Raw genomic sequence first — 24,033 nt, forward strand, 5'->3', positions numbered from 1 at the left:
TCAGGGTCCACCGCGCGGCAGCGCCGAGCGACCAGCGACGGCCCGCGACCGACCCGGGCCGCCTGGATCTCTCAGTCCTGCACCCATTCGTAGACGATCTGCGAAGTGTTGACCGTGCGACCCTGGTCGGTGCCGATCGCAGCAAGCTTGGTGAGGATGAAGCTCATCTGGATCTCGGCGGACCGACGGTCGGCCATCGGGCCCTCGGCGCCGTAGAAGGCGTTGCTGACGGTGAACTCCTCACCGGTGGTGACCTTCAGGTGGATCCTGGCCATGACGGCTCCGTTCGTCGGCGAACTGATCGCTGCGGGCCCGAGGCGGTGGGTTCCGGCCAGCCCGGAACGGGCAGAGCGTACAACCCCACGAGCCTCCTGTCCCCGAACCGACCCATCCGTCAGACCGGCTGACCGGCTGCCTGGTCCTTGGCCCAACGGTAGTCCGCCTTGCCGGCGGGCGAGCGCTGCACCGAGGGCACCCGGATGATCGCCTTGGGCAGCTTGTAGCGGGCGACGTGGATCGCGCACTCGGCGAGCAGCTCCTCGTCGGTGGCCGTGCTGCCGTCCTCCAGCTGGACGACCGCGACGACCTCGCTCCCCCACCGCTCCGAGGGCCGGCCGGCGACCACCACGTCGCGGACCGCCGGGTGCGCCGACATCGCGCGCTCGACCTCCTCGACGAAGATCTTCTCGCCGCCGGAGTTGATGGTGACGCTCTCGCGGCCGAGCAGCTGGATCCGGCCGTCCTCGAGCACGTTGGCCCGGTCGCCCGGCACCGCCCAGCGGACCCCGTCGACGACCGGGAAGGTCCGCGCGGTCTTCGCCTCGTCACCGAGGTAGCCCAGCGGGATCTGGCCCTGCATCGCGAGCCAGCCGCCCGTCTCGCCCGGCCCGAGCTGGCGGGTCATCAGGTCGTCGACGACCCCGGTGCCGGTCTTGGGGTCGAAGACCATCGCCTCCTCGCTGCCGCCCTTGCCGACCAGCTGGCTCATCTGCAGCCCGGTCTCCGAGGCGCCGGCGGAGTCGATGACGATTACGTGCGGCGCGACGGCGAAGAGCCGCTCACGCACACCGGGCGTGAGCGCCGCCCCGCCGTTGCCGAGCGCGAACAGCCCCGACAGGTCGTACGACGTCCGCTCCATCTCCTCGACCAGCGGCTTGGCGATGGCGTCACCGACCGTCGGGATGCTGGCGACCCGCTCCCGCGCGGCGAGCATCAGCACGTTGGCCGGGTCGAAGGTGCTCACGTCGTCGGGGAAGACGATCCGGCCGCCGGAGGTGATCGAGAAGAAGGTCGACCACTGGGCGGCGCCGTGCATCAGCGGGGCCACCATCAGCAGCCCCATCCCGCCGTTCGCGGCCTTGGCGGCCTCGCCGATCGCCTCGTAGGAGGGGTACGGCTCGGTCGCGCCGAACGGCGTGCCGCCCATCGAGTTGACGTAGATGTCGGCCTGGCGCCACATCACGCCCTTCGGCATCCCGGTGGTGCCGCCGGTGTAGATCAGGAACAGGTCGTCGCCGCTGGGCGTGGGCATGCCGGCCGCCGGGCGCGGCGTACGAAGCGCCTCCTCGTAGTCCACCGCGCCCGGCAGCAGCGCGTTGCCCGACTCGTCGGCGACCTGCACCAGAACCCGCAGGCCGGGCAGCCGGTCTCGGATCGCGGCGACCGTCGGCGCGAACTCGGCGTGGTAGATCAGGCCCTTGGTGTCCGCATCGGAGAGCAGGTAGAGGAGCTCCTCCTCGACGTAGCGGTAGTTCACGTTGAACGCCGCCGTGCGGGAGCGGCAGCCGGCGACCATCGACTCGATGTACTGGTTGCCGTTGCGCAGGTAGATCCCGACCTGGTCCTGGCCCGACTCGTGCCCGGCGAGCTGGTCGCGCTCGGTGTGGCAGCCCAGACCCTGCTCGACCAGGAAGTGCGCCAGCCCGTCGATGCGGCGGTCCATCTCGGCGTAGCTCATCCGCAGGTCGCGCCAGACGACGACCTCTTGGTCCGGGACCGCGGCCGCCACGGTCGCAAAGACGGTCGAGAGGTTGAAGTCGGTCATCGATCACTCCCAGGTGAGGTAGAACACGTTCTAGGCACGATAGGTGAAACGCGCGGAGCGCGCAGCCGTCTTCGGTACCGCCGGGCGATCCGGCGGTCGTCACAGCAGGTTGCGGACGCGATCGGAGAGCGAGTCCTTGACGGCCTGGGTCACCGCTTCCTCCACCTGGGCGTTGAGGTCCTGCGGACTGTCGAGGTCGGCCAGCACGGCGCGCAGGTCGAGGTCGTCGATCGTGCGGATGAGGACGTCGTCGGTCTTCAGGGCCGCGTCGACCACGGAGTCCGGGAGCGCACGGATCGCGGCCTTGAGGAAGCCGTTGAGGTCGGCGGAGTCGAGCGCCTCGTCGACCAGCGCCGAGGCGGGCGGCAACGACCCGTCGGCCTCCAGCTCTCGGACCGCGGACGACAGGCCTCGGTGGAGGGCCTCGACCTCGGCGTCGGTGCGGGTGTCGGACTGCCCGAGCTCGAGGATGAGCGCCTCGCGGCTGACGTGCAGCCGGCAGGCGGCCTCGTCGATGCCGCGCAGCACGAGTCGCTCGGTGAGGCCCTCGATGCCGTCGGAGCGCGAGGTGACAGCGCGCGTCGTACACGGGTCGGCCGTCCGGAGCGGCTCGAACGTCCCACCGCCGTTGGCGAGCTGTACGGCGAGCACTCCGCTCACCAGGGCCAGCGCGACCGCCGGCAGACCGAGTGCGTGGAGGCGACCGCTCATGAGGCCCTCCGCCGGCGCGGCGCGATCACGGTGAGCAGGGCGACGAGCGCGAGGCCGGCGCCGATGAGGAACGAGTCGCGGAACGCCCGCGTGGCCGCACCCTCCAGCTGGGCGTCGAGGTCGCGCTCGAGCTCGGCCGCAGCCGGGCGCTCGGCGGGGTCGAGGTTCGCCGCGGCGAAGGCGCGGTGCAGGTCGGGGATCTGACCGCGCTGCTGCGTCAGCTCGTCGCCGAGTGCGCGAGCGATCGAGATCTTGTCCTCCGCCCTCAGCGGAGCATCGAGCACCAGGGACGCGATCGCCTCCTGGGCGGGCTCCTGGGCGTCCTGCAGGTCCGCCGTGAAGACCGGCGTCAGGATCGCCAGCCCCACGACCACGCCGACGTGCCGTGCGCCGATGGTCCACCCCGCGTGCCGGGCTCGCGGCAGCCGCAGCTCCATCGCCTGGGCGGTCAGCCGGTCGATGGTCAGTCCCAGCCCGAGGCCCACGAGTGCTTGGGGCGCGACCGTCCAGAAGAGCTCGGCCGAGGGCGGGATCGCGAGGCCGACCAGTCCCCCGGCGATCAGGAAGCAACCCACCGCGACCTCCACCTCGGGCGAGGGCCGCAGCAGGCGGGCGAGCGGGCGAGCGGCGAGGGCCGCCACCGGGACGACGGACACGGTCAGGGCCGCGGTCGCCGGCGAGCGGCCCCAGCCCTCGACCAGGAGCAGGACCAGCAGGAACAGCGCGGCCGTGAGCGCGGCCGACAGCAGGGCGAGGGTCAGGTTGGGACGCACGGCCGGCCGATGCCGGTCGGGCGGCAGCACGGGTACGGCGCGGACGGCGAGCGCGGCCGGCACCGCGAGCGCGGCGAACGGCACCTGCACCACGAAGATGGCCTCCCACGAGATCGCCTGCGTGAGGAGCCCGCCCGCGACCGGTCCGACGGCGGTGCCGACCACCCCCGCCGTGACCCAGGCGGCGACGCCGCGGCGCTCACCCCACTCCGCGACCATGAGCTCCAGGCACCCGACCAGCGCCAACGCGCCGCCGAGCGCCTGCACGCACCGCGCCACGACCAGCACGTCGATCGAGCCCGCAACCGCGCACCAGGCCGAGGCGCCGGCGAAGACCGCGATGCCGACCGCGGTGAAGATCCGCGGTTGAGCCCGGTCGAACCAGATGGCCGTCGGCACGGCACAGAGGCCCAGCACCAGGTTGAACGAGATCAGCACCCACGCGACCTGCCCGACGGTGGCGTCCAGCTCCGCGAGGATGTCGGGCAGGGCCAGCGTCACCACGGCCGAGTCCGCCAGCACCAGCGCGACGGTCACGGCGAGCAGAGGGGCCACGGCACGACGCACGTGGGCATCCTGTCAACCCGACCAAGGACGACGGCGCCGGGGAGGTGCGAGTGCCGGCGGATCAACGGGGTATGAATGCCTCATGACCTGCGCCTCGTCCGTTCGACAGCTGGCCCGGCGGCTCGGCGTGGTCGTCCTCGGGACCCTCGTCGCCGCGGCGCTGGCACCCGGCCCCACGAGCTCCGCCGCACCCGTCCGCCCGTCTCCGGCGCGCGCCTACCAGGACGTGCCGGCCCTCTACGAGACGAACTGCGTCGTCTCCGTCACCGGACGGGGCTTCAAGACCTGCCCGTTCGGCGACGAGCGCGGTCGCAAGACGGTCGTCCTGGTCGGCGACTCGAAGGCGGCGCAGTGGTTCACGCCGATGGACCGGATCGCCAAGGCCCAGGGCTGGCGGCTGGTCGTCATCTTGAAGAACGGCTGCTCCTTCGCCCGGGTCTCCCGACCCGAGGACGGCAAGCGGGACCGGAGCTGCGAGGAGTGGGGGGCGCGGGCCCTGCGGACGATCAAGCGCATGCGTCCCGAGGTCGTCGTACCCGTGACCCGCTGGAGCAGCGGCCTCCCCCTCGGGGTCGCCAGCGGCCAGCCCACCGAGGAAGCGATGGTGCGAGGGCTCACGGCGTACTGGCGTCAGATCCTCAGGACCGGGGCCCGGCTGAGCCCGATCCTCGACACCCCCGGGCCGCCGTCGGGCGACGCGCCCGCGTGTGTGCGCAAGAACCGCAGTCGGCCTGCGCGCTGCGCCTTCCCCAAGGCGGCCGCCGTGGCCCTCTCCGGGGCGTCGGCGGCACGGGAGGCGGCTCGGCGGATGAAGCAGGTCGAGGCGATCGACATGACCCGGCACATGTGCCGCGGGTCGAAGTGCGCCGCGGTGATCGGCGGCATCCTCGTGTACCGCGGCGGCTCGCACATCTCCGACACCTACGCCGGCTCCCGCACGCGCGCCCTCTTGCGGGCGCTGCACCGGACGACTGACGGCCGGCTCGGGCGTCGCTGACGCCCGAGCCGCCATGCGGCCTCGGGCGTCAGCGAGTCTCGTCGGTGTCGAAGCCGGGCAGGCTCGCCCGCTCGGCGGCATCGACGGTCTCCTGGAACACCGTGATCTGGAGTCCGGCCGGTGCGCTGAGACGCGCGTTCAGCGAACGCCACGGCGTCAGCGTCGGCGGCGCCACGACCCTGGCGCCGGCCGCGTCGAGGTCGTCGGTCACCTGGGTGGAGTCGTCCACCTCGAAGGCGAGCCGGAGCCGCGGACTCGCCTCGGTCACGCCCTCGGCCCGGTCGATGGCGGCCTTGTGCACCGGATTGGCGATCTCCAGGGTCGCCCGGCCGGCGTCGAGGATCGACACGCGGTCGTCCCCGCCCTCGGCGTACGCGGCGAGCTCACTCATGCCGAGCACGTCGCGGTAGAAGGTCACGGCTGCGTCGTAGTCGTCCGCCTCCACGATGACTCGCAGCTGGCGGACGCGGGAAGGGTTCTGGGTCATACCTGAAGTCTGAGTCCTGACATCAATGTCAAGAGCAAGGATTTCGCTGCTACTCCACAGCCGAGCCGGCCTCGTCCTGCAGAGCACCCAGTACGTCGAGCTGCCGGTCGAGGTCTCGCTTCCGGGCCTCGAGCCGACTCACCTCCTCGGCGAGCCGTCGGCCGAGGTGACTCGTCCGCTCCGCCGGCGGCGCTTCGAGGCACGGCAGGAGATCCGAGATGGTCGAGCTGCACAGTCCGGCGGCGAACAGGTGCTGAATCCGTACGACGCGCTCGACCATCTCGGCGTCGAAGTCCCGCCAGCCGCCGGCCGTCCGTGCCGAGGCGATCAGCCCGAGCGACTCGTAGTACCGCAGCGACCGGCTGCTGACCCCCGTGGCCACCGCGAGCTCCCCGATGCGCATGTCGTCCCAACCCGCAGCGGGCCTGGAACCTTCCGCGGTCGGCGGCTCACGCACGCGCCGGTGCGGCGTACCCCTGCCGGTGGCCGGGGGCGAACCGGCCGCCGCGGAGCCACGAAATGCCGAATGGCCATGTCCGGCTCCTCCGTGGAGGACTCGGGCACGGCCACTGACCTGCGTTGATGGTGGAGCTGAGGGGACTCGAACCCCTGACCCTCTGTACCCGTCGGGCAGATTCGTCGGGACCAGGCGATGCGAGATACCTCGCTCGAATGCGTGCTGACCTGCAGATATGAGACGAGCGTGCGGTTACGACGGACTCACTGTACGCCTCACTGCGGGACACTTCGATGCTTTGCGGCATCGTGAACTGGACAGTTTCTGGACAGCATCTACGGTGGGAGACCTTCATCTGCCCAGCGCGGCGCTCGTGGCTACACCGACAAGACCGCACTCTGAGAAGTCCCGCGCGCTTTCTTGGTGAGCGATAACGACTCGCCGGAACCGTGCAGGTGGCGGGAACCAGTCCGTCAGCAACAGCGACCCTGCGCTTCCGTCGCGGGCAACGGGCTCACGGGCGTGGCGCACGACTCAAGGGTGGAAGGCCCACCACCGGCGCAACGGACGTTTGTGCCGACTCGTCTGACGGCTGATTCGTCGCTCAATTCGGCAACCGCGCCTGCGCCGGGAGGCCGCTCCACGAAACCTTGGGCGAGTCACACCGGCTCGGTCAGCGCCGTGTAGAGGTCGGGCTGGCGGTCCGCCACGAGCGAGGTCATCTGCATGAGCAACTTGTCACGCGAGGTGCTCGTCTCGATCCGGACGACCACCGCGCCTCCGAGATCCTCCCCGTCGTAGCGGTCGGGCATGTTGACCTCGCCCGTCTCCGGGAAGCGGTACTGGGCCGGGAACGTCAGCACGGTGCTCGGCTTGGCGACCGGGGAGTCGGCGCGCGCTGCCGCGACCACGGTGACGTGGTTCTCCGCCGCACGCTCGGGAGCGGCCAGACGGGCCTCCCACGGCCTTCTCCATGTGGTCGGGCAGATAACGACGTCGGCTCCCATGAGGGTGAGCAGCCGGGCGCTCTCCGGGAACGCCATGTCCTGCCCGAGCATGAGGCCGACGCGTCCGAACGGCAGGTCGGCCACCACGAACTCTGCACCCGGCACCGCCCAGTCCGCGTCGTCCGGGTGGACGTGGACCTGGTCGTACCAGATCGGCTCCGCGTCCGGACCAACGAGCACGGCGGAGTTCGCGAAGCCTCCGGTCACGCGCCGCGGCAGGCCGGCCACGACGTGGCAGCCCCGCTCCCGGGCGACGTCTTGGAGCTGGTCCACCACCCGTGCCGCGGACGCGACCGCCTCGTTCAGGGTCCCCGGACGGAGGTCAGCCGGGCGACAGCTGAAGAGCTCGGGCAGGACCATCAGGTCCGCCTCCGTGGATCGGCACCACGCGAGTGCGACCTCCACGACGTCCTCGCCAGCGGCAGTCGCGGTGAGCCCGGTGGCCGCCACCACGGCCGGGCGCGCCTGCGGCCTGTCCTGCCAGCGCTTCTCGACGAGCTCTGTCGGCTCGACGAGTACGCCGTACAGCTCGGGGCGACGCTGGGACAGGTAGCCATCCGGACGCAGGACGGAGAGGTCGACGGTCGTGACGACCATGTCGTCGACGTGCGCCTTCGCACGGACGAGGGACTCGCCGTCACGGTCGACGACCTGGCTCTCCCCACCGCCGAGCAGCGTGTCAGGGTCGAAGCCGATCTCCCGCGCCACCCGCTCGACGTCGACGGGGTCGACGAGCGGCCCCGACCGATTGGCGGAGACGACGAAGACCTCGTTCTCGGCCGCGCGGACCGGGATGTGGGTGTGTGCCTCGTCCAGCCCGTTCGACGACAGCGAGTTGAGGATGATGTCGGCCCCACGCACGCCGAGCACGCGCGGCGTCTCCGGGATCAGCCCCTCCATGCACGACATCAGACCGATCCGGCCGATCCGTGTCTCGACGACGCCTTCGAGCTTGCGGCCCGGCGAGAAGTGCGTCTTCTCGTCGCCCATGAGGATCTGCTTGTGGCTGGTGAGGATGACCTCGCCTGAGTCGGACAACAGATAGTTCTGGTCGTGCACGCTCGGCCACGGACCCCTGGTGGTGGCGTTGAAGGAGATGAAGACTCCTCGGTCGGCGGCCTTCGCCCCGAGGCGCTGGACCCACCAGCCGTCCTCGCTGATGGCGCTCTGCCAGACGTGGTCCTGCGAGTCGTAGGCGACCGGGTGGTTGCAGAACTCCTGGAAGACGACGAGGTCGGCTCCGCTGTCCGAAGCGCGGTCGACGAGCTCGAGCATCCGAGCGAGGTTGCGGTCCGTGTCGTTTCCGCTGCTGAACTGGACCGCAGCGATCGTCACCTGAGGCATTCGTACTCCTTGGTCGGGAAGCTGGGAAAAAGGGAAACGGGCGTCGCACACACGCCCACGCGTGGTGGGTGGGGCGCGACGCCCGCTCGCGTCAGATCGGACGCGTCACTTCATGTAGGCGAAGCCGTAGAAGTCGCCGAAGTTGTTGATCTCGAACCCGTCAAGACCCTTCGCCAGGGCCGTCAGGTCGTACCCGATGGCGATCGGCATGTCCGGGACGTACTCGAGCTGACGCTGGCGCATCTTCTCGACCACATCCACGGCGGCCTCGGGCGTGAGCGCCTCCACCGACTCCCGCACGAGCTTGTCGAGCTCCTTGTCGTTGACGCCATTGAGGTTGTAGGCACCACCGATGCCGTAGAGGCCGAACGCGCCGTCGAGACCGGAGTCCTCGGCCGCCGAGGTGTTGCCGTTCAGGTAGAGGTCGTAGTTGTTGTTGAAGATCCGGTCCAGAGCCGCCGCCTGGGTGAGGTCCTCGCGCTTGACCTTGAACCCGACCTCCTCGAGCTGCTGCTGGACGGAGTCCGCGACCGCGGGGATCGTGGGACCGTCCGGAACCACCATGTGCAGTTCCTTGCCCGTGGCGCCGGCGGCCTCGACCAGCTTCTTCGCTTCGTCGATCTGCGCGTCGCGGCCGTACGCCTGGGCGAGCGGCGACATGAACAGGTCACCATCGTCGTAGGCGGAGGGAATCGTCGAGATCGGGACGCCGTAGCCGCGCAGCGTGTTGTCGACGACGCGGCCGCGGTCGATGGCCAGGGTGACCGCCTTGCGCAGGTTCTGGTCCTTCATCAGACCGTCGCCCTGGTTGGGCCAGAACCAGAACCGGGTGGAGACCAGCTTGGAGTCCGACTGGTGGATGGTGGCGAACTTCTTGATGGTGTCGACCGCGGCGGGCTGAACCTGCGGCAGCACGTGGACCTCGCCGGTCTTGAGTGCAGTCAGCTGCGAGTTCGAGTCCGGGTAGGCCTTGACCATGATGGCCGGAATGGTGGGCACGCCCTCCTCGCGGAAGTTCTCGTTGGCGACGAGCTTGATCTCCTGGCCGCGCTTGACGCTGTCCAGCTTGTACGGGCCGGTGCCCACGAGCGTGGTCGCGTACGTCTTGCCCTGCTCGTAGGGGATGGTGTCGCTCACGATGGCGAGGCGGGTGAGCTGGTAGAGCAGCGGCGAGAAGGCGTACGACAGGGTCAGCTTGATCGTGTGCTCGTCGACCGCCTCCACCTTGTCGAGCGCGACGAGAGCGCTTCGGTTGTATGACCCGTTGTCCGTGTCCAGGATCGTCTCGAAGGTGTGGATCACGTCGTCGGCGTTGAAGGGGTCGCCGTTGGTGAACTCGACGCCCTTCTTCAGCTGGATCGTCCAGGTCTTGCCGTCCTCGCTGACCTCCGGCATCTTCTCGGCGAGAAGCGGCGAGATCTCGCCCGGTCCGGTGTAGCGGAACAGCGGCTCGTTCACCAGGCGGTAGACCATCTGGGTCTCGCTGTCGTTGTACTGCACCGGGTCGACCCCGATCGGGAGCGCCGACAGACCGACTACCAGCTCCTCGGGCGTCTTGTCGCCTCCCGCGGCGTCGGAGTCCGATCCGCAGGCGCCGAGCCCGAAAGCCAGGACCGCTGAGAGCGCGACGGCAGCTCGCAGCCGGGGCCGCCCTGCCTGTGATGACCTGTGAAGCATCAGTGATCCAACCTCCGTTGACAGCACCCTGCGTGGGTGTCGGTGTGATGACAGCCACCTTGTTGTGTTGACTGAAGATTGTCAACAGTTATTTGTCACCTTCTTGTGAACAACCGGTGTCGGCAGCCGTCATCGTCCAGGAGGAGACGATCTCGGCGCCCTCGACGGTGCCCGAGGGACGGTCGACCCGAGTCTGGGCGTGCAGCCAGCTCAGCTCGCCGATGGCGATGACGCGCAGCGGGCTCGAGCAGCCGGAGGTCCAGCTGGCGACGCCCTTCGTCCTCCACGCCCTCACTGTGGGCAACGACAGCGGCCCACGGGCCGCTATTCCGCTTGATGAGAGCAGCGGCCCGCCCCAGCCGCCGTCGGGCGGGCGGACACCCTGCTGGGGTCACTCTGCGGGCACGTCCGACCGGCCGGCGAGGACTCAGCGAGCCGTCCAGACCGACTTCGTGCTGAGGTACTCGTCGAGCTGCTCCAGCCCGAGCTCCTTGCCGTATCCGCTCATCCCGTGGCCCCCCACCGGCACGGCGGGGTCCAGTCCCTCGATGGTGTTGACCTGGACGATGCCGGCCTTGATCCGCCGGACCATCGTGTTCGCGGTCGACATGTTCGTCGTCCAGACGTAGCTGGAGAGGCCGAAGTCGGTCCCGTTCGCCAGCGCCACCGCGTCGTCCAGGGTCGAGAACCGGGTCACGCCGAGGACCGGCCCGAAGACCTCTCCCTGCGCGAGTCGCGAGTGGTTCGCGACGCCCGTGAGGACGGTGGGCTCCACGTAGTAGCCCTTCTCCTGCCCGGCGCCGCCACCGCCCGTGGTCAGCTCGGCTCCGTCCTCGAGGGCGCCCGCGACGAAGTCCTTCACCTTCTCCCACTGCGCCTTCGACGCCACCGGCCCCATGTCGGTGCCGTCGGCGAGCGGATCGCCCACACGCAGCGCCCGGGCGTGCTCGGCGACGCGATCCACGAACTCGTCGTGCACATCGTCCTGCACGAGAAGTCGGGATCCGGCGACGCAGACCTGGCCGCTGTTGTCGAAGATCGAGCGGGCCACCGATGCCGCAGCGCGATCCAGGTCGGCGTCCGCGAAGACGATGCTCGGTGACTTCCCACCGAGCTCCATCGTGAGGCGCTTCAGGTTGCCTGCCGAGGCACGGACGATGGCCTGTCCGGTGGCGACCGATCCGGTGAAGGCGATCTTGTCGACCCCACGGTGCTCCGCGAGCAGCGCACCGGTGCCGCCGTTCCCGGTGACCACGTTGACCACGCCGTCCGGCACGCCGGCCTCGATGCAGAGCTCAGCCATCCTGAGGGCGCTGAGCGAGGAGATCTCGGCGGGCTTGTGGACCAGCGTGGACCCCGTCGCCAGGACCGGCCCGAGCTTCCACATCATCATCGGCAACGGCGTGTTCCAGGGCGTGATGGCCCCGACGACGCCGATGGGCTGGCGGAGCGTCGAGGAGATCAGGTCGGCCGGGCGGTTGTTCTCGATCGTGGCCCCGCGCACCGTCCGCGAGAGTGCCGCGTACCACTCCAGGAGTCCCGCGGACGCCATGGCCAGGCCACGCGACCGTGCGATCGGGATGCCGACCTCGGCGGTGTCGAGCTGCGCCAGCTCCTCCGCGTTGTCGAGGACGAGGCCCGCCAGTCTCATCAGGAGCCGCTGCCGCTCGCGGGGCCCGGTGTTCCCCCACGGACCGTCGAGCGCGGCGCGAGCAGCGTCGACAGCCCGGTCGACGTCCCGCTCGCCTGCGACGGCCAGACGGGCGACCACCTCTTCGGTCGCCGGATTCACGGAGTCGAAAGTCGCATCGGAGGCGGCGTCCACGAACGCGCCGTCGACGAACATCTGCGGGGTGCGCACCTCGGGCATCGTCACGCCTCCTCGAAGAGGATGATGCCGCGGATGTTCTTGCCCGCGAGCAGATCCTCCACTGCGTCGTTGATGGAGTCGAGGGTGTAGGTGTTGGTGATCATCTCGTCCATCCGGAAGCGGCCGGCGGCGTACAGGTCGAGGAAGCGCACCTGGTCGGCCTTCGGATCGAGGCTCCCGTAGAGCGTGCGCCTCAGGGTCTTGCGTCCGAGCAGACCGACGTCCAGGTTCGCGCGCCCGGCGCAGACGAGCACCGCCGTGCCGAGCGGGTTGAGCGAAGCCAGCAGCTGGGTCATGTGGGTGTCGTCGAGCATGCCCACGCAGCTGATCGCACGGTCAGCGCCGCGCCCGCCGGCGATGGCGGTGACCTCCGCGGGCCAGTCCGAGTCGAGGGCGTTGACCGTGTGGGTCGCGCCGAACTCCTTGGCTCGGGCCAGCTTCTCCTCGCTCACGTCCACCGCGATGATGCGGGCCGCGCCCGCCACCAGGGCTCCTTGGACTGCGGCGATACCGACGCCCCCCGTGCCGACGACGACGACGTCGTCACCGGGAGCCGTGCCGGCGATGTTGATCGCGGCACCTGCGCCGGTGAGGAAGCCACAGGACATCAGGGCAGCGATCCGCAGGTCCGTCGAGTCATCGAGGACGACCAACGAGTCACGGTGGACGACCACCTTGTCGCTGAAGGCGCCGAGGCGAACCATCTGGCCCACCTCTTCGCCGGATTCCGACCGGGCCTTGAAGCTGCCGTCGAGGGCGCGTCCGTCGCCGCCCATGCCGCTACCGCGCTCGCACTCCACGCCGAGACCGCGAATGCAGGCCCAGCAGGACCCGCAGGACGGGACGAAGGACAGTGCCACCTTGCAGCCCACGTCGAGATCGGTCACGCCCTGGCCCACGGACGTGACCACCCCGGCCGCCTCGTGCCCGAGGATCATCGGGAGGTGTGGACCGCCCCCGTTGATGGCGTGCACGTCGGAGTGGCACATCGACGCGGCGACGATGCGGACGGCCACCTCCCCGGCCGCCGGGTCGGCGTACGTCACGTTCTCGATGGACAGGGGGGAACCGGGGCTGCGCAGTACGGCAGCTCGGGACGAGATCACAGCATCCTCACTCTCGGCGTGGCACGGCCACGCCCGTTGTCACAGGGCACTCATGGGGTGGACTCGAGGAGCGCGGGAGGGGTGCCCAGTGGAACACCCCTCCACGCCCGTCAGAGCGGCGTCTCGGCCAGCACGTTGCGGGCCGCGATCCGGCCGAACGCGATGCACTCGGCCAAGAACCCACCGTTCTGATAGATGTTCGAGAAGATCGAGCCCATCTCGCCGACCTCGTACAGGCGCGGGATCGGGGTCGACTCGTGGGTGACCACGCGGGACTTCTCGTCGCGACGGGCTCCACCGGTGTGGGCGACGACGCCGGGGACGACCTTGATCGCGTAGAACGGGCCGTTCTCGATCGGGGTCATTCGGTCGGCCTCACGACCGAACTCCGGGTCGACGCCGGCGCGGGCCGCCTCGTTGTAGCGGTTGACGGTGTCCTCGAGGAGGTCGGGGTCACGCCCGATGAGGACGGCCAGCTCGCGGATCGTGTCGGCCCGGGTGATCCAGCCCTTCTCGACCTCCTTGGAGTTGTCCTCGCTCCACTCGTAGCCTTCGACGACGATGTTCCAGCTCTTCCACAGCGCGACCAGCGGCTGCGCGAGGCGGGTGGTCTCGTCCATGATCATGTGGATCGGAAGCACCTGGTGCGTGGGGACGTCGACCCAGTTGCCGTGCTTCTTCATGCGGTAGTGGGTGTAGGCGTAGATGACACCCTCGTCGTAGAAGCGCTTGCCGTCCGCGGCGATGTCGAGCCAGCTGGTGGCCTCCATGAACTGCTGGCGGAAGAAGGCGCCCTTGTACTCCGGCACCTTGATGGCCGGCTGGAGGCCGCCGGTCTGGGTGAAGTTGCGCATGTGCCACAGCTCGGCGCCGGCCTTCTGCATCATGCGGATGCCGTCACCGGTGTTCTCCGGGTTGCCCAGGGCGTAGATCTCCTCGGCGCCCCAGAAGTCACGCTGCATCTGCATGGATCCCTCGAAGGAGCCGGTCGCCATGACGACGCCCTTGCGCGCCTTGTACGCCTGACGGCGGCCGTCGCGCTCGACGATCACGCCGAAGATCTCCAGGGTGTCGGGATCCTGGACGAAGTCCAGAGCGGCGGTCTCGAACTGGCGCTCGATACGGGGACGCTTCTCGACGTTCTTGCGGAAGGCCTCCCACACGCCGGCGGGACCGGGGATGATCGTGGAGTTGTAGCTGACGGCCTTCTTGGCGCCCGGCAGCTCCTCGAACTCGACGGTGACGTGCTTCGGGTCCGCACCGGGACGGGCGCTGCGGCGCACGTACTCCATGTCGGCCTCGACGGCGCGCTCCTCGATCCACTCCTCCTGCGTCGCCATGGCCTCGGCCCAGACACGCAGCAGGCTGTCGTCGACGGGGTTGGTGTAGTTGAGGGCACGCTGGTACTCGACGGTCGCGTCGACGTCCTTGGGGCACCAGAGGGTCTGGCCGGAGGCGCGGCTGCTGCCGCCCTGGAAGCGCTCAGTGCACTTGTCGATGACCAGGATCTCGGCGTCGGGATCGGTGTCGTGGGCCTCGATGGCGGTGACGGCTCCGGAGAGCCCGTAGCCGACGATGAGGATGTCGACCTCGCGGTCCCACTGGTTGACGCTGTTCAAACTGGCCATGTCGGTCGTCTCCTGACGTGTTATGGGATGGCGGTCCGGCGTGCGGACCGTTGGTTGGGGTGTTGCGAGTGCCACGTCGGGTGGCGGCTCGGAGGTGATCTGTCGCCCGGAGTGGCCCGGATCTGAGCAGGGCGCTCAGCGCACCGGCAAGGGATCCGCGAGGGCGGCGTAGAGAGCGGGCTGCCGGTCGGCCAACAGGTCGGTGCGCCGCATGAGGAGCTTGTCCCTGCTCGCGCGGAGATCGATCTCCGCCACCAGCGGCGTACCGAGCTCGGCGGCGTGTCGCTCAGGCATGTTGACCTCGCCCGTGATGGGGAACTGGTAGGTGGTCGGCGTACTGAGCACGGCGTGCCCCGTCGGCTCGACCGAGTCCGCGCGCGCAGCGACCACCACGGCCACGTGGTTCTCCGCCGAGCGCTCGGGCGCGACCAGACGGTGCTCCCACCCGTGGCGCCATCCCCCGGGCAGCACGAGGAGGTCGGCCCCCGCGAGGGTCAGGATCCTGGCGGCTTCGGGGAAGACGAGGTCGTGCCCGGTCAGCAGACCGATGCGACCGAAGGGCAGGTCGGCGGTGACGAACTCGGTCCCCGCCGCGGCCCAACCGCGGTCGTCAGGGTGCACGTGCACCTGGTGGTACCAGGTACGTGCTCCCGTCGGAGTGACGAGCACGGTGGCGTTGCTCGTCCCGGCACCGGACGCGCCCGGGACGCCGGCGACGACGTGCAGACCGCGGCGAGCCGCTACCTCGCCGAGGGTCACCAGCACCTTCTCGACGAACCCGGGATCGACCGCCGCACCCCCGCGCAAGGACGTGACGTCCCAGGCGAAGAGCTCCGGGAGGACGGCCAGGTCGACCGCCAGGCCCTCGAGCCAGGTGACGACAGCCTCGAGTGCGGCCTCCCCCACCACGCCCCGGCCGGGGCCGCCCACGGCGAGAGTGACGGGGCCGGCGTCCGTCCGTCCCGCGAGCGTCTCCTCATGACTCTCGACAGGGGCAACCAGAGCCCCGTAGAGGTCGGGACGCCGCTGCGTCAGGAGGCCGTCGCCCCCGGCGAGCGAGAGGTCAACGGTCGTCATCGCCATGTCGTCGACGTGCGCCTTGGCGCGGACCAGGCTGACCCCGCGCGGGTCGACGACCTGGCTCTCGCCGCCGCCGACGAGCTTGGACTTGTCGATGCCGTTCTTCGCAGTGAGCGCGTCGAGGTCGACGGGGTCGACCAGCGGTCCGGCACGGTTGGCCGAGACCACGAAGACGCCGTTCTCCGCAGCCCTGACCGGGATGTGCGTGTGCGCCTCGTCCAGGCCGTTCGACGACAGCGAGTTCAGGATGAGCTGGGCGCCCTTGACGGCCAGGACGCGAGGGTTCTCCGGGATCAGGCCCTCCATGCACGACATGATCCCGACACGACCGAACCGGGTGTCGACCACGCCGGCCTCGCGGGTCCCGGGCACGAAGTGGTCGCGCTCGGATCCCATGAGCACCTGCTTGTGGCTGGTGAGGATGACCTCCCCCTCGTCCGACAGCAGGAAGTTCTGATCGATGACCAGAGGCCAGTCAGACCTCACCGTCGCGTTGAACGACAGGTGGATCGACCGCTCGGCCGCCTTGGCCTTCAGCACACGCAGGAACTCGTCGTCCTCGCTCAGCGCCGACTGCCACACGTGGTCGGGGCTGGCGTACAGCGCGGGGTGGTTGCAGAACTCCTGGAAGACGACCAGGTCCGCGCCGGCATCGGCCGCGTCGTCCACCAGGCCCACCATGCGACGCAGGTTCGCACCGGTGTCGTTGCCGCTGGTGAACTGGCAGGTGGCGATGGTGACCTGGGACATGAGGAACTCCTGCGGTGAAGGGGGCGGTTCGGGCGTTGGGAGGAGGAGACCTCGTCAGGTCCTCGCCGCCACGGGCAGGCACTCGACGATGCTCCGGGCCACGGCCCGGCCCAGTGAGATGCAGGGCGTGACCAACATGCCGCTGCAGATGATGCTTCCGGTCATGGCCGCGGCGCCGATCGCCTCACCGACCGCGTACAGACCAGGAACGGGACGGTTGTCGCCGCCGAGCACGCGCAGCTGCGCGTCCACGTCGACACCGGCGAAGGTGTCGAGTGCGATGCCGTGGATCTCGAGAGCGTAGAACGGGCCCTGGGCGACCGGGGCGGGCATGAACCGGCGATCGAGGTGGACGTCGCGTCCGGTGGAGACGGCGACGTTGTACTCGGCCACGGTGCGCGCCAGCCCTTGACTGTCGATCCCGGCCAGAGCCGCCAACTCCCCGAGGGAGTCTGCACGCAGCACCCCCGGGACGGCGTTCGCAGCGTCTCGGAGCCCCTGTGCCCCCCACTCGCGCATGATCGGGGGCGCTTCGGTCAGGGCGTGCTCGTCGAAGACCACGAAGAAGGTCAGGTCGTCGAGGGCGTGGACCGCCTCCTGCCGAGCAGTCAGGCTGGGGTGGTCCTCGGAGCAGAAGCGCCGCCCGGCGCGGGTCACGTGGATCTCCCACGGTGACCGGACGGACGAGTTCAGGACCGGACGGGGCGAGGCCCACAGCGCCCAGTCGAGGTCGTCGCCGCCGAGGAGGGCACCGACCGTGGGCAGGTACCGCTCGTCACCCACCACGCGCGTGCCCAGCTTCTCGGTGAGAGTGATCGCGTCGCCGCGGGAGGTGTCGATGCCCACGCTGGTCAACGGTCGGCCGTGACGCTCGCGGAACATCTCGTGGTTTCCCACGTACCCGCCACACGCGAGGATCACGTGGTCGCAGTCCACCCGGTGGGTCTCCCCACCCCGCTCGTACTCGACGCCGACGACGGCGCCGTCGACCGTGACCAGGTCGGTCACGGTGGCGCCGAGCTGGAGGTCCAGACGTCCGGTGGCCGACTGCTGGGCGATGAGGCTCTCGAACACCTCGACGATGCTGTGTCCGCCGTTGAGGGGCTTGCAGGTGCGGGCCGTCGCGTAGGTCTCGTGGCCCATCATGATGAACGGGGTGCGGTCGGTGAACCTCAGCCCGTTGTCCTCGAGCCAGTCGATCGAGTCCGCAGCGAGGGTCACCGACCTGCGCAGCAGGTCGTGGCGCACGGTGTCGCCGGTGATCCGCACGATGTCGGCGAAGTGACGCTGGGGGCTGTCGTCGGTCACGCCACTCTCGAGCTGGCGGCGCGTCCCAGCGCCCGACAGGTCCGCCCCCGAGACGTGGAGCGTCCCGCCGATGCGGTCCGAACGCTCCAGCAGGAGGACGCGAGCGCCGAGCGACGAGGCCTCGACTGCGGCAGGAACGCCAGCTGTTCCGGCTCCGATCACGATCACGTCGACTGCTTCGCTCACGTTCGGGTCTCCTCCTCGCGACGTCGAATTCGACGAAGTTCTCGGCGCGGCTTCCGGGAGAGACAGTAAGGTTGCTAACTGAAGATTGTCAACAGTATGCGGAGATGAAGTATGGCCTCGACCCCATCATCCCCCGACGTCGCGCCCGCGCCGCTGGGGAGGCTGGCGGCACTGATGGGCGTGGTCGTGAGCCTGGGGCCCGTGACGCCGTACCTCCTGAGCGCGCTGGGACCGGTGCTGATCGACGAGCTCGACGTGGCCCGGTCCGAATTCGGAACCTTGTGGACCGTCTCCTTCGGCGCAGCCGTGGCCCTCAGCCTCGGAGCGGGGCGCCTGTGCGACCGGCTCGGGCCTCGCAACGCCATGACGCTCGTACTCACGCTGGCGACCGCCGCTCTGGTCCTGCTCGGTCTGGCGGAGGGCTACTGGTGGATCGTCGCGGCGCTGGTGCTGTCGGGTGCCGCCCAGAGCGGGTCCGGCGCTTCCACCAACCTGGGAGTGATCCAGTACGTGCCGCCGGCGAGACGAAGCATGGTCGTGGGCGTCAAGCAGGCAGCCGTCCAGGCCGGACAGCTGAGCGCCGGGCTCATCGCCCCCGTCGCAGCCGTCCTCGTCGGCTGGCGTGTGGGCTTCCTCGTGCTCGCGCTGGTCGGGGTGGCGTCCTTGGTCGTGGTTCATCGACTCCCTCACGATCCCCGTGACACCGCCCGGACTCGCGCGGCCCGGCGCGCTGTCCGCGCGACCGCCGGCCGGCGGCTCCCCCGCCCCCTGGTCGCCCTCGTCGTGCACGCCGCTCTGACCGGGGTCGTCCTGCAGGCCACCAACGTCTACCTCCCGCTCTTCGCGCACGACGAGCACGGGTTCAGCGCAGCCACAGCGGGGCTCATGACGGCAGCCCTCGGAGCGGTCGGCATCGTGGCTCGACTGGCCTGGGCCCGTCGTCTCGACGGCCAGCTCGGGCGCATGGGCCGCCTGCGGTCTCGGCTGTCGGCCACGACCGTCGTCGGAGTCGCCGTCCTCGCCTCCTCCGCTCCACTCGGAGACCTCGCCGACAGCAGGTCGGCCGGGATCGTCATTCTCCTGTCCGGCGTGCTCCTCTTCGGCGTGAGCGCGATGGCCGCCACGCTCGTGGTGATCATCGAGGTGCTCACGGTGGTCCCCGGACGGGTCGGGTGGGCCAGCAGCTACGTCACGCTCGGCATGATGAGCGGATTCATGGTCGGACCCATGCTCTTCGGCGTGCTTCTCGACGGCTCCGGCGGGTACGCCCTCCCGTGGATCGTCCTGGGAACAGCGGCGGCGCTGCAGTGGTTGGTGAACGACGTCCTGGAGCGGGGCATGCCGCAGTCCCCGCCCTCCTCAGCCGGCGCAGCGGCCTGAAGACGAAACAGGGGTGGGCGGTGACGATTACACTGTCGTCACCGCCCACCCCGGGCGCCGGTGTCCGGGCTCAGGTCGTCTTGACGTGCTCCTTGAACGCGCCGTGCATCGGCGTCTGGACGTCGGCGGGCGAGACCACGGCCAGCGGGTCGTCCGCGTCGTCCAGGAGCAGGTGCCGGAAGATCGTGTCGACGTACTCGGTGCGACGGCGTCGCGCCTCACCCTTCGCCGGGCTGAGGTGCGTCATCTCCACCGCTTCGTCGGTGAGCACGCCGGCCGCGACCAGCTTCTCCTCGAGCACCCGGTTGCGTTCCTTGACGACCCACAGCTCGCCCGCGATCTCCATCGCGACGCGCAGGACCGCGTCAAGCGTGCGCCCCTCCGCGTTCAGGAAGGATCCGCGGTACTCGGCCAGGAACGGCGAGGGCGAGATTGTCTCGGGGAAGTCCTCGAGCTCGGTCATGGTGTCCACCTCTCTTACTTCTGGCCGACGCGAAGACGGGCGCCGCGCAGGGCCTCGAAGGGCTGGTCGTCGATGAAGGTGCTGCTGAAGGTCTTGCTCAGGTAGTCGTTCAGGTTCGAACGCACCATGGCGAACGAGTACGGCTCTCCGTTTAGACGGGCGTCGAAGCCGCGCTCGTACTCGCCCACGAGCCCTTCGGGGGTGGTCGCAGGGGGATTGTCCGACGGGAAGTCGACGACCACGAACACGCCGCCGGGGCGCAGAATGCGGTGCACCTCGTCGATGACCTGTCGACCGATCTCCACTGGGACCTCGTGGAACAGGATGTACGAGAGCACGAGGTCGAACGAGTTGTCCTCGTACGTCATCGCCTCGGCCGCCATCTGGGTGAAGTCGACATCCACGCCGAGCCGGTTCGCGCGACGGTGCGCGTACCGCAGGACGGCGCCGGAGATGTCGACGCCCGTCACGTGCGCATCCGGGAAGCGCTCCTTGAGCGAGCAGGTCGAGCGGCCGAGCGTGCAGCCGATGTCGAGCACCTCGGCGACCTTGCCGTCCGGGGGGCCCGGGATCGTCTTGGCGATCTGGCTCTGGAGGTGGTCCTGGTAGTTCTCGCCGAGGTGGAAGACGTTGCTTCCCTGGTGGTAGACGAATCCCGCCAGGTCGTAGCGGTGGTAGCTGCCCGGCTGGATGTGTACGTCCATCGAGTCGTAGTACTCGGGGTACTCGAGGGCAGGGTCGAGCGTCAGCCTGCCCGGTCCCTCGTCGTCGGCTCGGGACAGCTCCCCGCGCAGTCGCTCACCGTCACGCTCCTTGGTCAGCACCGCCCGGCGCCACGCCATCTCCTGCACATTGCGGAAGAGGTGGTTCCGAATCCCCACCACAGGCATGGGGTCCAGCACGTTCTGGACTGCCGGCAGGTTGTCGACGTAGGGCTCGAGAGAGCTGTCCGTCGATAGCGTGCGGGCTGCCTGCTGGCGCATGGCGGGGGCCATGCGAGTGAGGGCGAAGACTCGCATCCCCTCGACGAAGTCGAGGTAGGCCTCGTCGTCGAAGGTACTTGCTGCGTCCATGGTGCCGATGAATCCGCGGTCCACGTCTCTTCCTCTCCGGCTGGGTCAGCCAGGCTCTGGGTGTGATGGCTCTGGGTGTGATGGGTTGTCAGTGCGTGCTCGGTTGGCGCCCCGCGTCAGGGCGTCATCGCAACGTCCTGAGCGCTGCGATCACCTCGTCGGTCGAGCTGACCTCGGCGTACTTCTGCGCCATGTCGAAGAGGTTCGCCTCGTGGACGACGGGCGACCGGTCGTACACGGCGTCCGACGGAACGGCGACGGCGAAGTTGTAGGAGAAGGCGTCGACCACGCTCGCGCGCACGCACCCCGACGTGGTGCATCCCGTGACGACCACGGAGTCCACTTTGCGGTCCACCAGGTAGCTGGTCAGCGAGGTGCCGAAGAAGGCACTCGGCTGGCGCTTGGGGACGAGGATGTCCTCGGCGGTGGGGGCGACCTCCTCGACGAACTCGTACCCGTGGGCGTCGATCTCCATGATCCCGGGGACCTTGGCGCCCAGCTGGCCCGCATCGTAGGCCCGCTTGGGTGCCACGTGCGGGTAGAGGACGGGCCACCCGCGCTCACGGAAGACCTCGAGAAGCCTCGCGATGTTGTCCACCGCGTCCCAGGCGACGTCACCACAGCTGGTGGTGTACTCCTTCACCGCCTCGTCGAACGGTGCTCGGACGGTACCGGTGGTGCGGTACTGGACGTCGATGATCAGCAGCGCCGGACGCTCCCCGAGGGGTGAGGGGCCGCCGAACCCGGCAGCGGCGTACCGGGCCCGCGTCTCGTCGTCGATCACACCGGGCGCGGTCTGCTGGGGGTCCGTGCTCATGACGGCTGCTCCTGGGGGGTCGGGGTGGTTGCCGCCAGGGCGCTCGCGCCACTGCGCGGTCGGTGCAGGAAGCTGCCCGGTCGCTCGTCGGTCAGGCGACCGTTGCGAACCGCGAAAGTCCCTCCGACGACCGTGTGGACGACCTTCGGGTCGACCCGGGTGCCCTGCCACGGGGTGTACTCCGCCGCCGAGTACTGGGTGGCGGCATCGATGACGGTTCCACCCGTCGGGTCGACGACGACGAGGTCGGCGTCCGACCCGACCTGGATGGTTCCCTTGCGCGGGTAGAGACCGAAGAGCTTGGCCGAGCGCGTGCTGGTGGCGTCGACGAGCCGCTCCAGGCCGATCCCCCGCGCCAGGCCCTCGGCCAGGGTCAGCGGCAGCACCACTCCGGTGCCCGGGAAGCCGGCGGTCGCCGAGAAGATGTCCTTCTCCTTGTGGCTGCGGTGTCGGGCGTTGTGGTCCGACCCCACCGTGTCGACCGACCCGTCCGCCACACCGGCCCACAGCGCCTCGACGTCGGCGGGATCGCGCAGCGGCGGGTTGACCTTGCCGTAGCTGCCGCATCCCGAGTCGGTGCTGAGCGTCAGGTAGTGGGTGCAGGTCTCGACGAAGAGATTCTCGTACGACTCACGCTGGCGACGCACCACGTCGAGGGCGGCACCGGAGGACGTGTGCACGGCGTACACGGACGCGCCAGTGGCGGCCGCCAGGTAGGCCACCCGCTGCTGGGCGTCCGCCTCCACCAACGGTGGCCGCGCTGCGTTCCAGGACCGCAACGGGTGATCGGGGTCGACGAGGGTGCGCCCGGCCAGCCGACGCACGAGCTCGATGTTCTCGGGGTGAGGATTGATCATCGCCCCGTGGTCGGCCGAGAGACCGAGCAGGTCGTACATGAATCCGTCGTCGTTGCCCGGCATGCCCAGGTAAGCGCCCTCGTCGTCGCGGAAGTTCATGAAGAACTTGAACGACGAGACCCCCAGGTCCTTCACGTACGACGGGAGCTCCGCGAGGTGCTCGTCCGTGCCGAGTACGTAGTGGAACCCGTAGTTGACCCGCGAGTTGCCTGCCATCGCCCCATCTGCGGCTTCGTGCACGCCCGCGTAGGACTCCGAGCTCATGAGGTAGACCAGCATCGACGTGATGCCTCCGGCCACGGCGGACGCGGACTCGAGGTCGGCGTCGTCGGGGTCCTTGGGCACCCGGATGTCCTTGCCCAGGTGGACGTGCGGGTCGATCGCGCCCGGAAGGACCCACTGGCCCGAGACGTCGAGGGTCTCGGTCGCAAGCGCAGGTGAGGACGCGTCGACCAGCCCCACGACGGTGCCGTCCTTGACCAGGATGTCGGCGTCGACGAGTCCCGAGCCGTGGACGAAGACCTTGCCACCGTGCAGCCGGAGGTCGGGGAGGTCGTTCGCCATCACAGGCCCTCCCGATTGACCGCGTAGCGCCGCTCGAGTGCGTCGTACTCGTCCTTGCCCACCAGCGCCTGACGATCCGCCCACGAGAGCATCAGGCTCTGGACGCCGTTGGTGTCCCCCGCGTCCCTGAGGTGCTGGAGAACGGTCCTCATGGCAACGACCGAGGCGCGCATCGCAGAGTTCGCGTAGAGCACGATGGAGAACCCGAGCCGGCCCAGCTCGCCGCGCCCCAGGATGGGGGTCTTCCCGCCCTCGACCATGTTCGCGAGGTGGATCCCGGGGACCTCCGTCGTGATGCGTTGCATCTCCTCCTGCGAGCGCGGGGCCTCCACGAAGAGGACGTCCGCGCCGGCCTCTCGGTACAGGGTTACCCGCTTCAAGGCCTCGTCGAGTCCGTGGACGGCCGCGGCGTCGGTGCGAGCGATGATGAGTAGGTCGTCGTGGCTCCGAGCCTCGACCGCGGCAGCGATCTTGCCGACCATCTCGTCGGCCTCGATCACGTCCTTGCCGTTGAAGTGACCGCACCGCTTCGGGGACACCTGGTCCTCGAGCTGGATCGCGGACGCGCCGGCGCGCTCCAGCTGCATCACGGTTCGACGCACGTTGATCGCGTTGCCGAACCCGGTGTCGGCGTCGACCACGACCGGGATGCTGACGGCTTCCGCCATCGCCGCGACGTGGCTGCTCAGCTCAGTGAGCGTGAGGAGGCCGATGTCAGGGGCCGCCAGGTATGTGTTCGAGATGCCGGCGCCACTGACGTAGACAGCCTCGAACCCCTGCTCCTCGACAACGCGGGCGGTGAGTGCGTTGGCCGCGCCCGCCATGAGCAGCGGTCCGGTCGCATCGTCCAGGCGGTCGCGCAACCGGGGCGACTGAGGGATCCTCAT

At 69.5% G+C, this 24,033-nt stretch carries 20 protein-coding genes; 2 read left to right on the forward strand and 18 right to left on the reverse strand.

Going from position 1 to position 24,033, the window contains the following annotated elements:
• Positions 1–71: 71 nt before the first annotated feature.
• From MUB56_RS22265 to MUB56_RS22280, 4 genes are all read right to left on the reverse strand, one after another.
• A complete protein-coding gene (locus MUB56_RS22265) occupies positions 72–275 on the reverse strand; it encodes a hypothetical protein (RefSeq protein WP_244929199.1) in 204 nt (67 codons plus the stop codon).
• Between the two features lie 119 nt (positions 276–394).
• Complete coding sequence (locus MUB56_RS22270; protein ID WP_244929200.1) at positions 395–2,044, reverse strand: acyl-CoA synthetase; 1,650 nt, start codon at positions 2,042–2,044, stop codon at positions 395–397.
• Positions 2,045–2,143: 99 nt separating this feature from the next.
• Positions 2,144–2,755, reverse strand: a complete 612-nt coding sequence (locus tag MUB56_RS22275) for a hypothetical protein (protein ID WP_244929201.1) — start codon at positions 2,753–2,755, stop codon at positions 2,144–2,146.
• The gene (locus MUB56_RS22280; protein ID WP_244929202.1) at positions 2,752–4,095 is read right to left on the reverse strand and encodes an MFS transporter; all 1,344 of its coding nucleotides are present in this window, start codon (positions 4,093–4,095) and stop codon (positions 2,752–2,754) included. Before MUB56_RS22280 ends, MUB56_RS22275 begins: the two co-directional genes overlap by 4 nt.
• Before the next feature lie 82 nt (positions 4,096–4,177).
• On the opposite strand from MUB56_RS22280, the gene MUB56_RS22285 reads away from it, so the two are divergent.
• A complete protein-coding gene (locus tag MUB56_RS22285) occupies positions 4,178–5,092 on the forward strand; it encodes an SGNH hydrolase domain-containing protein (RefSeq protein ID WP_244929203.1) in 915 nt (304 codons plus the stop codon).
• Positions 5,093–5,120: 28 nt separating this feature from the next.
• Here the strand turns inward: MUB56_RS22285 and MUB56_RS22290 are convergent, their stop codons facing one another.
• The 9 genes from MUB56_RS22290 to MUB56_RS22330 all read right to left on the reverse strand — a co-directional run bounded on the left by MUB56_RS22290 (position 5,121) and on the right by MUB56_RS22330 (position 17,992).
• Positions 5,121–5,579 (reverse strand): VOC family protein, encoded by a 459-nt coding sequence (locus tag MUB56_RS22290; RefSeq protein ID WP_244929204.1) that lies wholly within the window; start codon positions 5,577–5,579, stop codon positions 5,121–5,123.
• Positions 5,580–5,628: 49 nt separating this feature from the next.
• The gene (locus MUB56_RS22295) at positions 5,629–5,982 is read right to left on the reverse strand and encodes a MerR family transcriptional regulator (protein ID WP_244929205.1); all 354 of its coding nucleotides are present in this window, start codon (positions 5,980–5,982) and stop codon (positions 5,629–5,631) included.
• Between the two features lie 713 nt (positions 5,983–6,695).
• Positions 6,696–8,387 (reverse strand): carbon-nitrogen hydrolase family protein, encoded by a 1,692-nt coding sequence (locus tag MUB56_RS22300; RefSeq protein WP_244929206.1) that lies wholly within the window; start codon positions 8,385–8,387, stop codon positions 6,696–6,698.
• Between the two features lie 105 nt (positions 8,388–8,492).
• Entirely contained in the window at positions 8,493–10,064 is a 1,572-nt protein-coding gene (locus MUB56_RS22305) for an ABC transporter substrate-binding protein (protein ID WP_244929207.1), read from the reverse strand.
• Between the two features lie 427 nt (positions 10,065–10,491).
• On the reverse strand, positions 10,492–11,934 hold the full coding sequence (locus MUB56_RS22310) for an aldehyde dehydrogenase family protein (RefSeq protein WP_244929208.1): 1,443 nt from the start codon (positions 11,932–11,934) through the stop codon (positions 10,492–10,494).
• 2 nt (positions 11,935–11,936) lie between these two features.
• Complete coding sequence (locus MUB56_RS22315) at positions 11,937–13,040, reverse strand: zinc-binding dehydrogenase (protein WP_244929209.1); 1,104 nt, start codon at positions 13,038–13,040, stop codon at positions 11,937–11,939.
• A gap of 110 nt (positions 13,041–13,150) precedes the next feature.
• Positions 13,151–14,668 carry an FAD-binding protein gene (locus tag MUB56_RS22320; protein WP_244929210.1) on the reverse strand — a complete coding sequence of 506 codons (1,518 nt, stop codon included), beginning with the start codon at positions 14,666–14,668 and terminating at the stop codon, positions 13,151–13,153.
• A 135-nt stretch (positions 14,669–14,803) separates the two neighbouring features.
• A complete protein-coding gene (locus MUB56_RS22325) occupies positions 14,804–16,498 on the reverse strand; it encodes a nitrilase-related carbon-nitrogen hydrolase (RefSeq protein WP_244929211.1) in 1,695 nt (564 codons plus the stop codon).
• Positions 16,499–16,552: 54 nt separating this feature from the next.
• Positions 16,553–17,992, reverse strand: a complete 1,440-nt coding sequence (locus tag MUB56_RS22330; RefSeq protein WP_244929212.1) for an FAD-dependent oxidoreductase — start codon at positions 17,990–17,992, stop codon at positions 16,553–16,555.
• Between the two features lie 111 nt (positions 17,993–18,103).
• Between MUB56_RS22330 and MUB56_RS22335 the strand changes: the two genes are divergently transcribed.
• Positions 18,104–19,372, forward strand: coding sequence for an MFS transporter (locus tag MUB56_RS22335; protein WP_244929213.1), 1,269 nt, complete (start codon positions 18,104–18,106; stop codon positions 19,370–19,372).
• 70 nt (positions 19,373–19,442) lie between these two features.
• Here the strand turns inward: MUB56_RS22335 and MUB56_RS22340 are convergent, their stop codons facing one another.
• From MUB56_RS22340 to MUB56_RS22360, 5 genes are all read right to left on the reverse strand, one after another.
• Positions 19,443–19,835: a hypothetical protein gene (locus MUB56_RS22340; RefSeq protein WP_244929214.1), complete on the reverse strand. Its 393-nt coding sequence runs from the start codon at positions 19,833–19,835 to the stop codon at positions 19,443–19,445.
• A gap of 14 nt (positions 19,836–19,849) precedes the next feature.
• Positions 19,850–20,932 (reverse strand): class I SAM-dependent methyltransferase, encoded by a 1,083-nt coding sequence (locus tag MUB56_RS22345; protein WP_244929215.1) that lies wholly within the window; start codon positions 20,930–20,932, stop codon positions 19,850–19,852.
• 100 nt (positions 20,933–21,032) lie between these two features.
• The gene (locus MUB56_RS22350; RefSeq protein ID WP_244929216.1) at positions 21,033–21,725 is read right to left on the reverse strand and encodes an isochorismatase family protein; all 693 of its coding nucleotides are present in this window, start codon (positions 21,723–21,725) and stop codon (positions 21,033–21,035) included.
• Complete coding sequence (locus tag MUB56_RS22355; RefSeq protein ID WP_244929217.1) at positions 21,722–23,146, reverse strand: amidohydrolase family protein; 1,425 nt, start codon at positions 23,144–23,146, stop codon at positions 21,722–21,724. Before MUB56_RS22355 ends, MUB56_RS22350 begins: the two co-directional genes overlap by 4 nt.
• A complete protein-coding gene (locus MUB56_RS22360) occupies positions 23,146–24,033 on the reverse strand; it encodes an oxaloacetate decarboxylase (protein ID WP_244929218.1) in 888 nt (295 codons plus the stop codon). The genes MUB56_RS22355 and MUB56_RS22360 overlap by 1 nt, the downstream gene beginning before the upstream one ends.

The organism is Nocardioides sp. W7 (assembly GCF_022919075.1).
GTDB lineage: Bacteria > Actinomycetota > Actinomycetes > Propionibacteriales > Nocardioidaceae > Nocardioides.

What these genes read in the sequence shown, in the direction of transcription:
- MUB56_RS22305 (WP_244929207.1), bottom strand. Translation starts at nt 10,064, where the DNA reads ATGCTTCACAGGTCATCACAGGCAGGGCGGCCCCGGCTGCGAGCTGCC.
- MUB56_RS22360 (WP_244929218.1), bottom strand. Translation starts at nt 24,033, where the DNA reads ATGAGGATCCCTCAGTCGCCCCGGTTGCGCGACCGCCTGGACGATGCG.
- MUB56_RS22325 (WP_244929211.1), bottom strand. Translation starts at nt 16,498, where the DNA reads ATGTCCCAGGTCACCATCGCCACCTGCCAGTTCACCAGCGGCAACGAC.
- MUB56_RS22295 (WP_244929205.1), bottom strand. Translation starts at nt 5,982, where the DNA reads ATGCGCATCGGGGAGCTCGCGGTGGCCACGGGGGTCAGCAGCCGGTCG.
- MUB56_RS22275 (WP_244929201.1), bottom strand. Translation starts at nt 2,755, where the DNA reads ATGAGCGGTCGCCTCCACGCACTCGGTCTGCCGGCGGTCGCGCTGGCC.
- MUB56_RS22340 (WP_244929214.1), bottom strand. Translation starts at nt 19,835, where the DNA reads ATGACCGAGCTCGAGGACTTCCCCGAGACAATCTCGCCCTCGCCGTTC.
- MUB56_RS22350 (WP_244929216.1), bottom strand. Translation starts at nt 21,725, where the DNA reads ATGAGCACGGACCCCCAGCAGACCGCGCCCGGTGTGATCGACGACGAG.
- MUB56_RS22285 (WP_244929203.1), top strand. Translation starts at nt 4,178, where the DNA reads ATGACCTGCGCCTCGTCCGTTCGACAGCTGGCCCGGCGGCTCGGCGTG.
- MUB56_RS22335 (WP_244929213.1), top strand. Translation starts at nt 18,104, where the DNA reads ATGGCCTCGACCCCATCATCCCCCGACGTCGCGCCCGCGCCGCTGGGG.
- MUB56_RS22270 (WP_244929200.1), bottom strand. Translation starts at nt 2,044, where the DNA reads ATGACCGACTTCAACCTCTCGACCGTCTTTGCGACCGTGGCGGCCGCG.
- MUB56_RS22300 (WP_244929206.1), bottom strand. Translation starts at nt 8,387, where the DNA reads ATGCCTCAGGTGACGATCGCTGCGGTCCAGTTCAGCAGCGGAAACGAC.
- MUB56_RS22265 (WP_244929199.1), bottom strand. Translation starts at nt 275, where the DNA reads ATGGCCAGGATCCACCTGAAGGTCACCACCGGTGAGGAGTTCACCGTC.
- MUB56_RS22320 (WP_244929210.1), bottom strand. Translation starts at nt 14,668, where the DNA reads ATGGCCAGTTTGAACAGCGTCAACCAGTGGGACCGCGAGGTCGACATC.
- MUB56_RS22290 (WP_244929204.1), bottom strand. Translation starts at nt 5,579, where the DNA reads ATGACCCAGAACCCTTCCCGCGTCCGCCAGCTGCGAGTCATCGTGGAG.
- MUB56_RS22310 (WP_244929208.1), bottom strand. Translation starts at nt 11,934, where the DNA reads ATGCCCGAGGTGCGCACCCCGCAGATGTTCGTCGACGGCGCGTTCGTG.
- MUB56_RS22355 (WP_244929217.1), bottom strand. Translation starts at nt 23,146, where the DNA reads ATGGCGAACGACCTCCCCGACCTCCGGCTGCACGGTGGCAAGGTCTTC.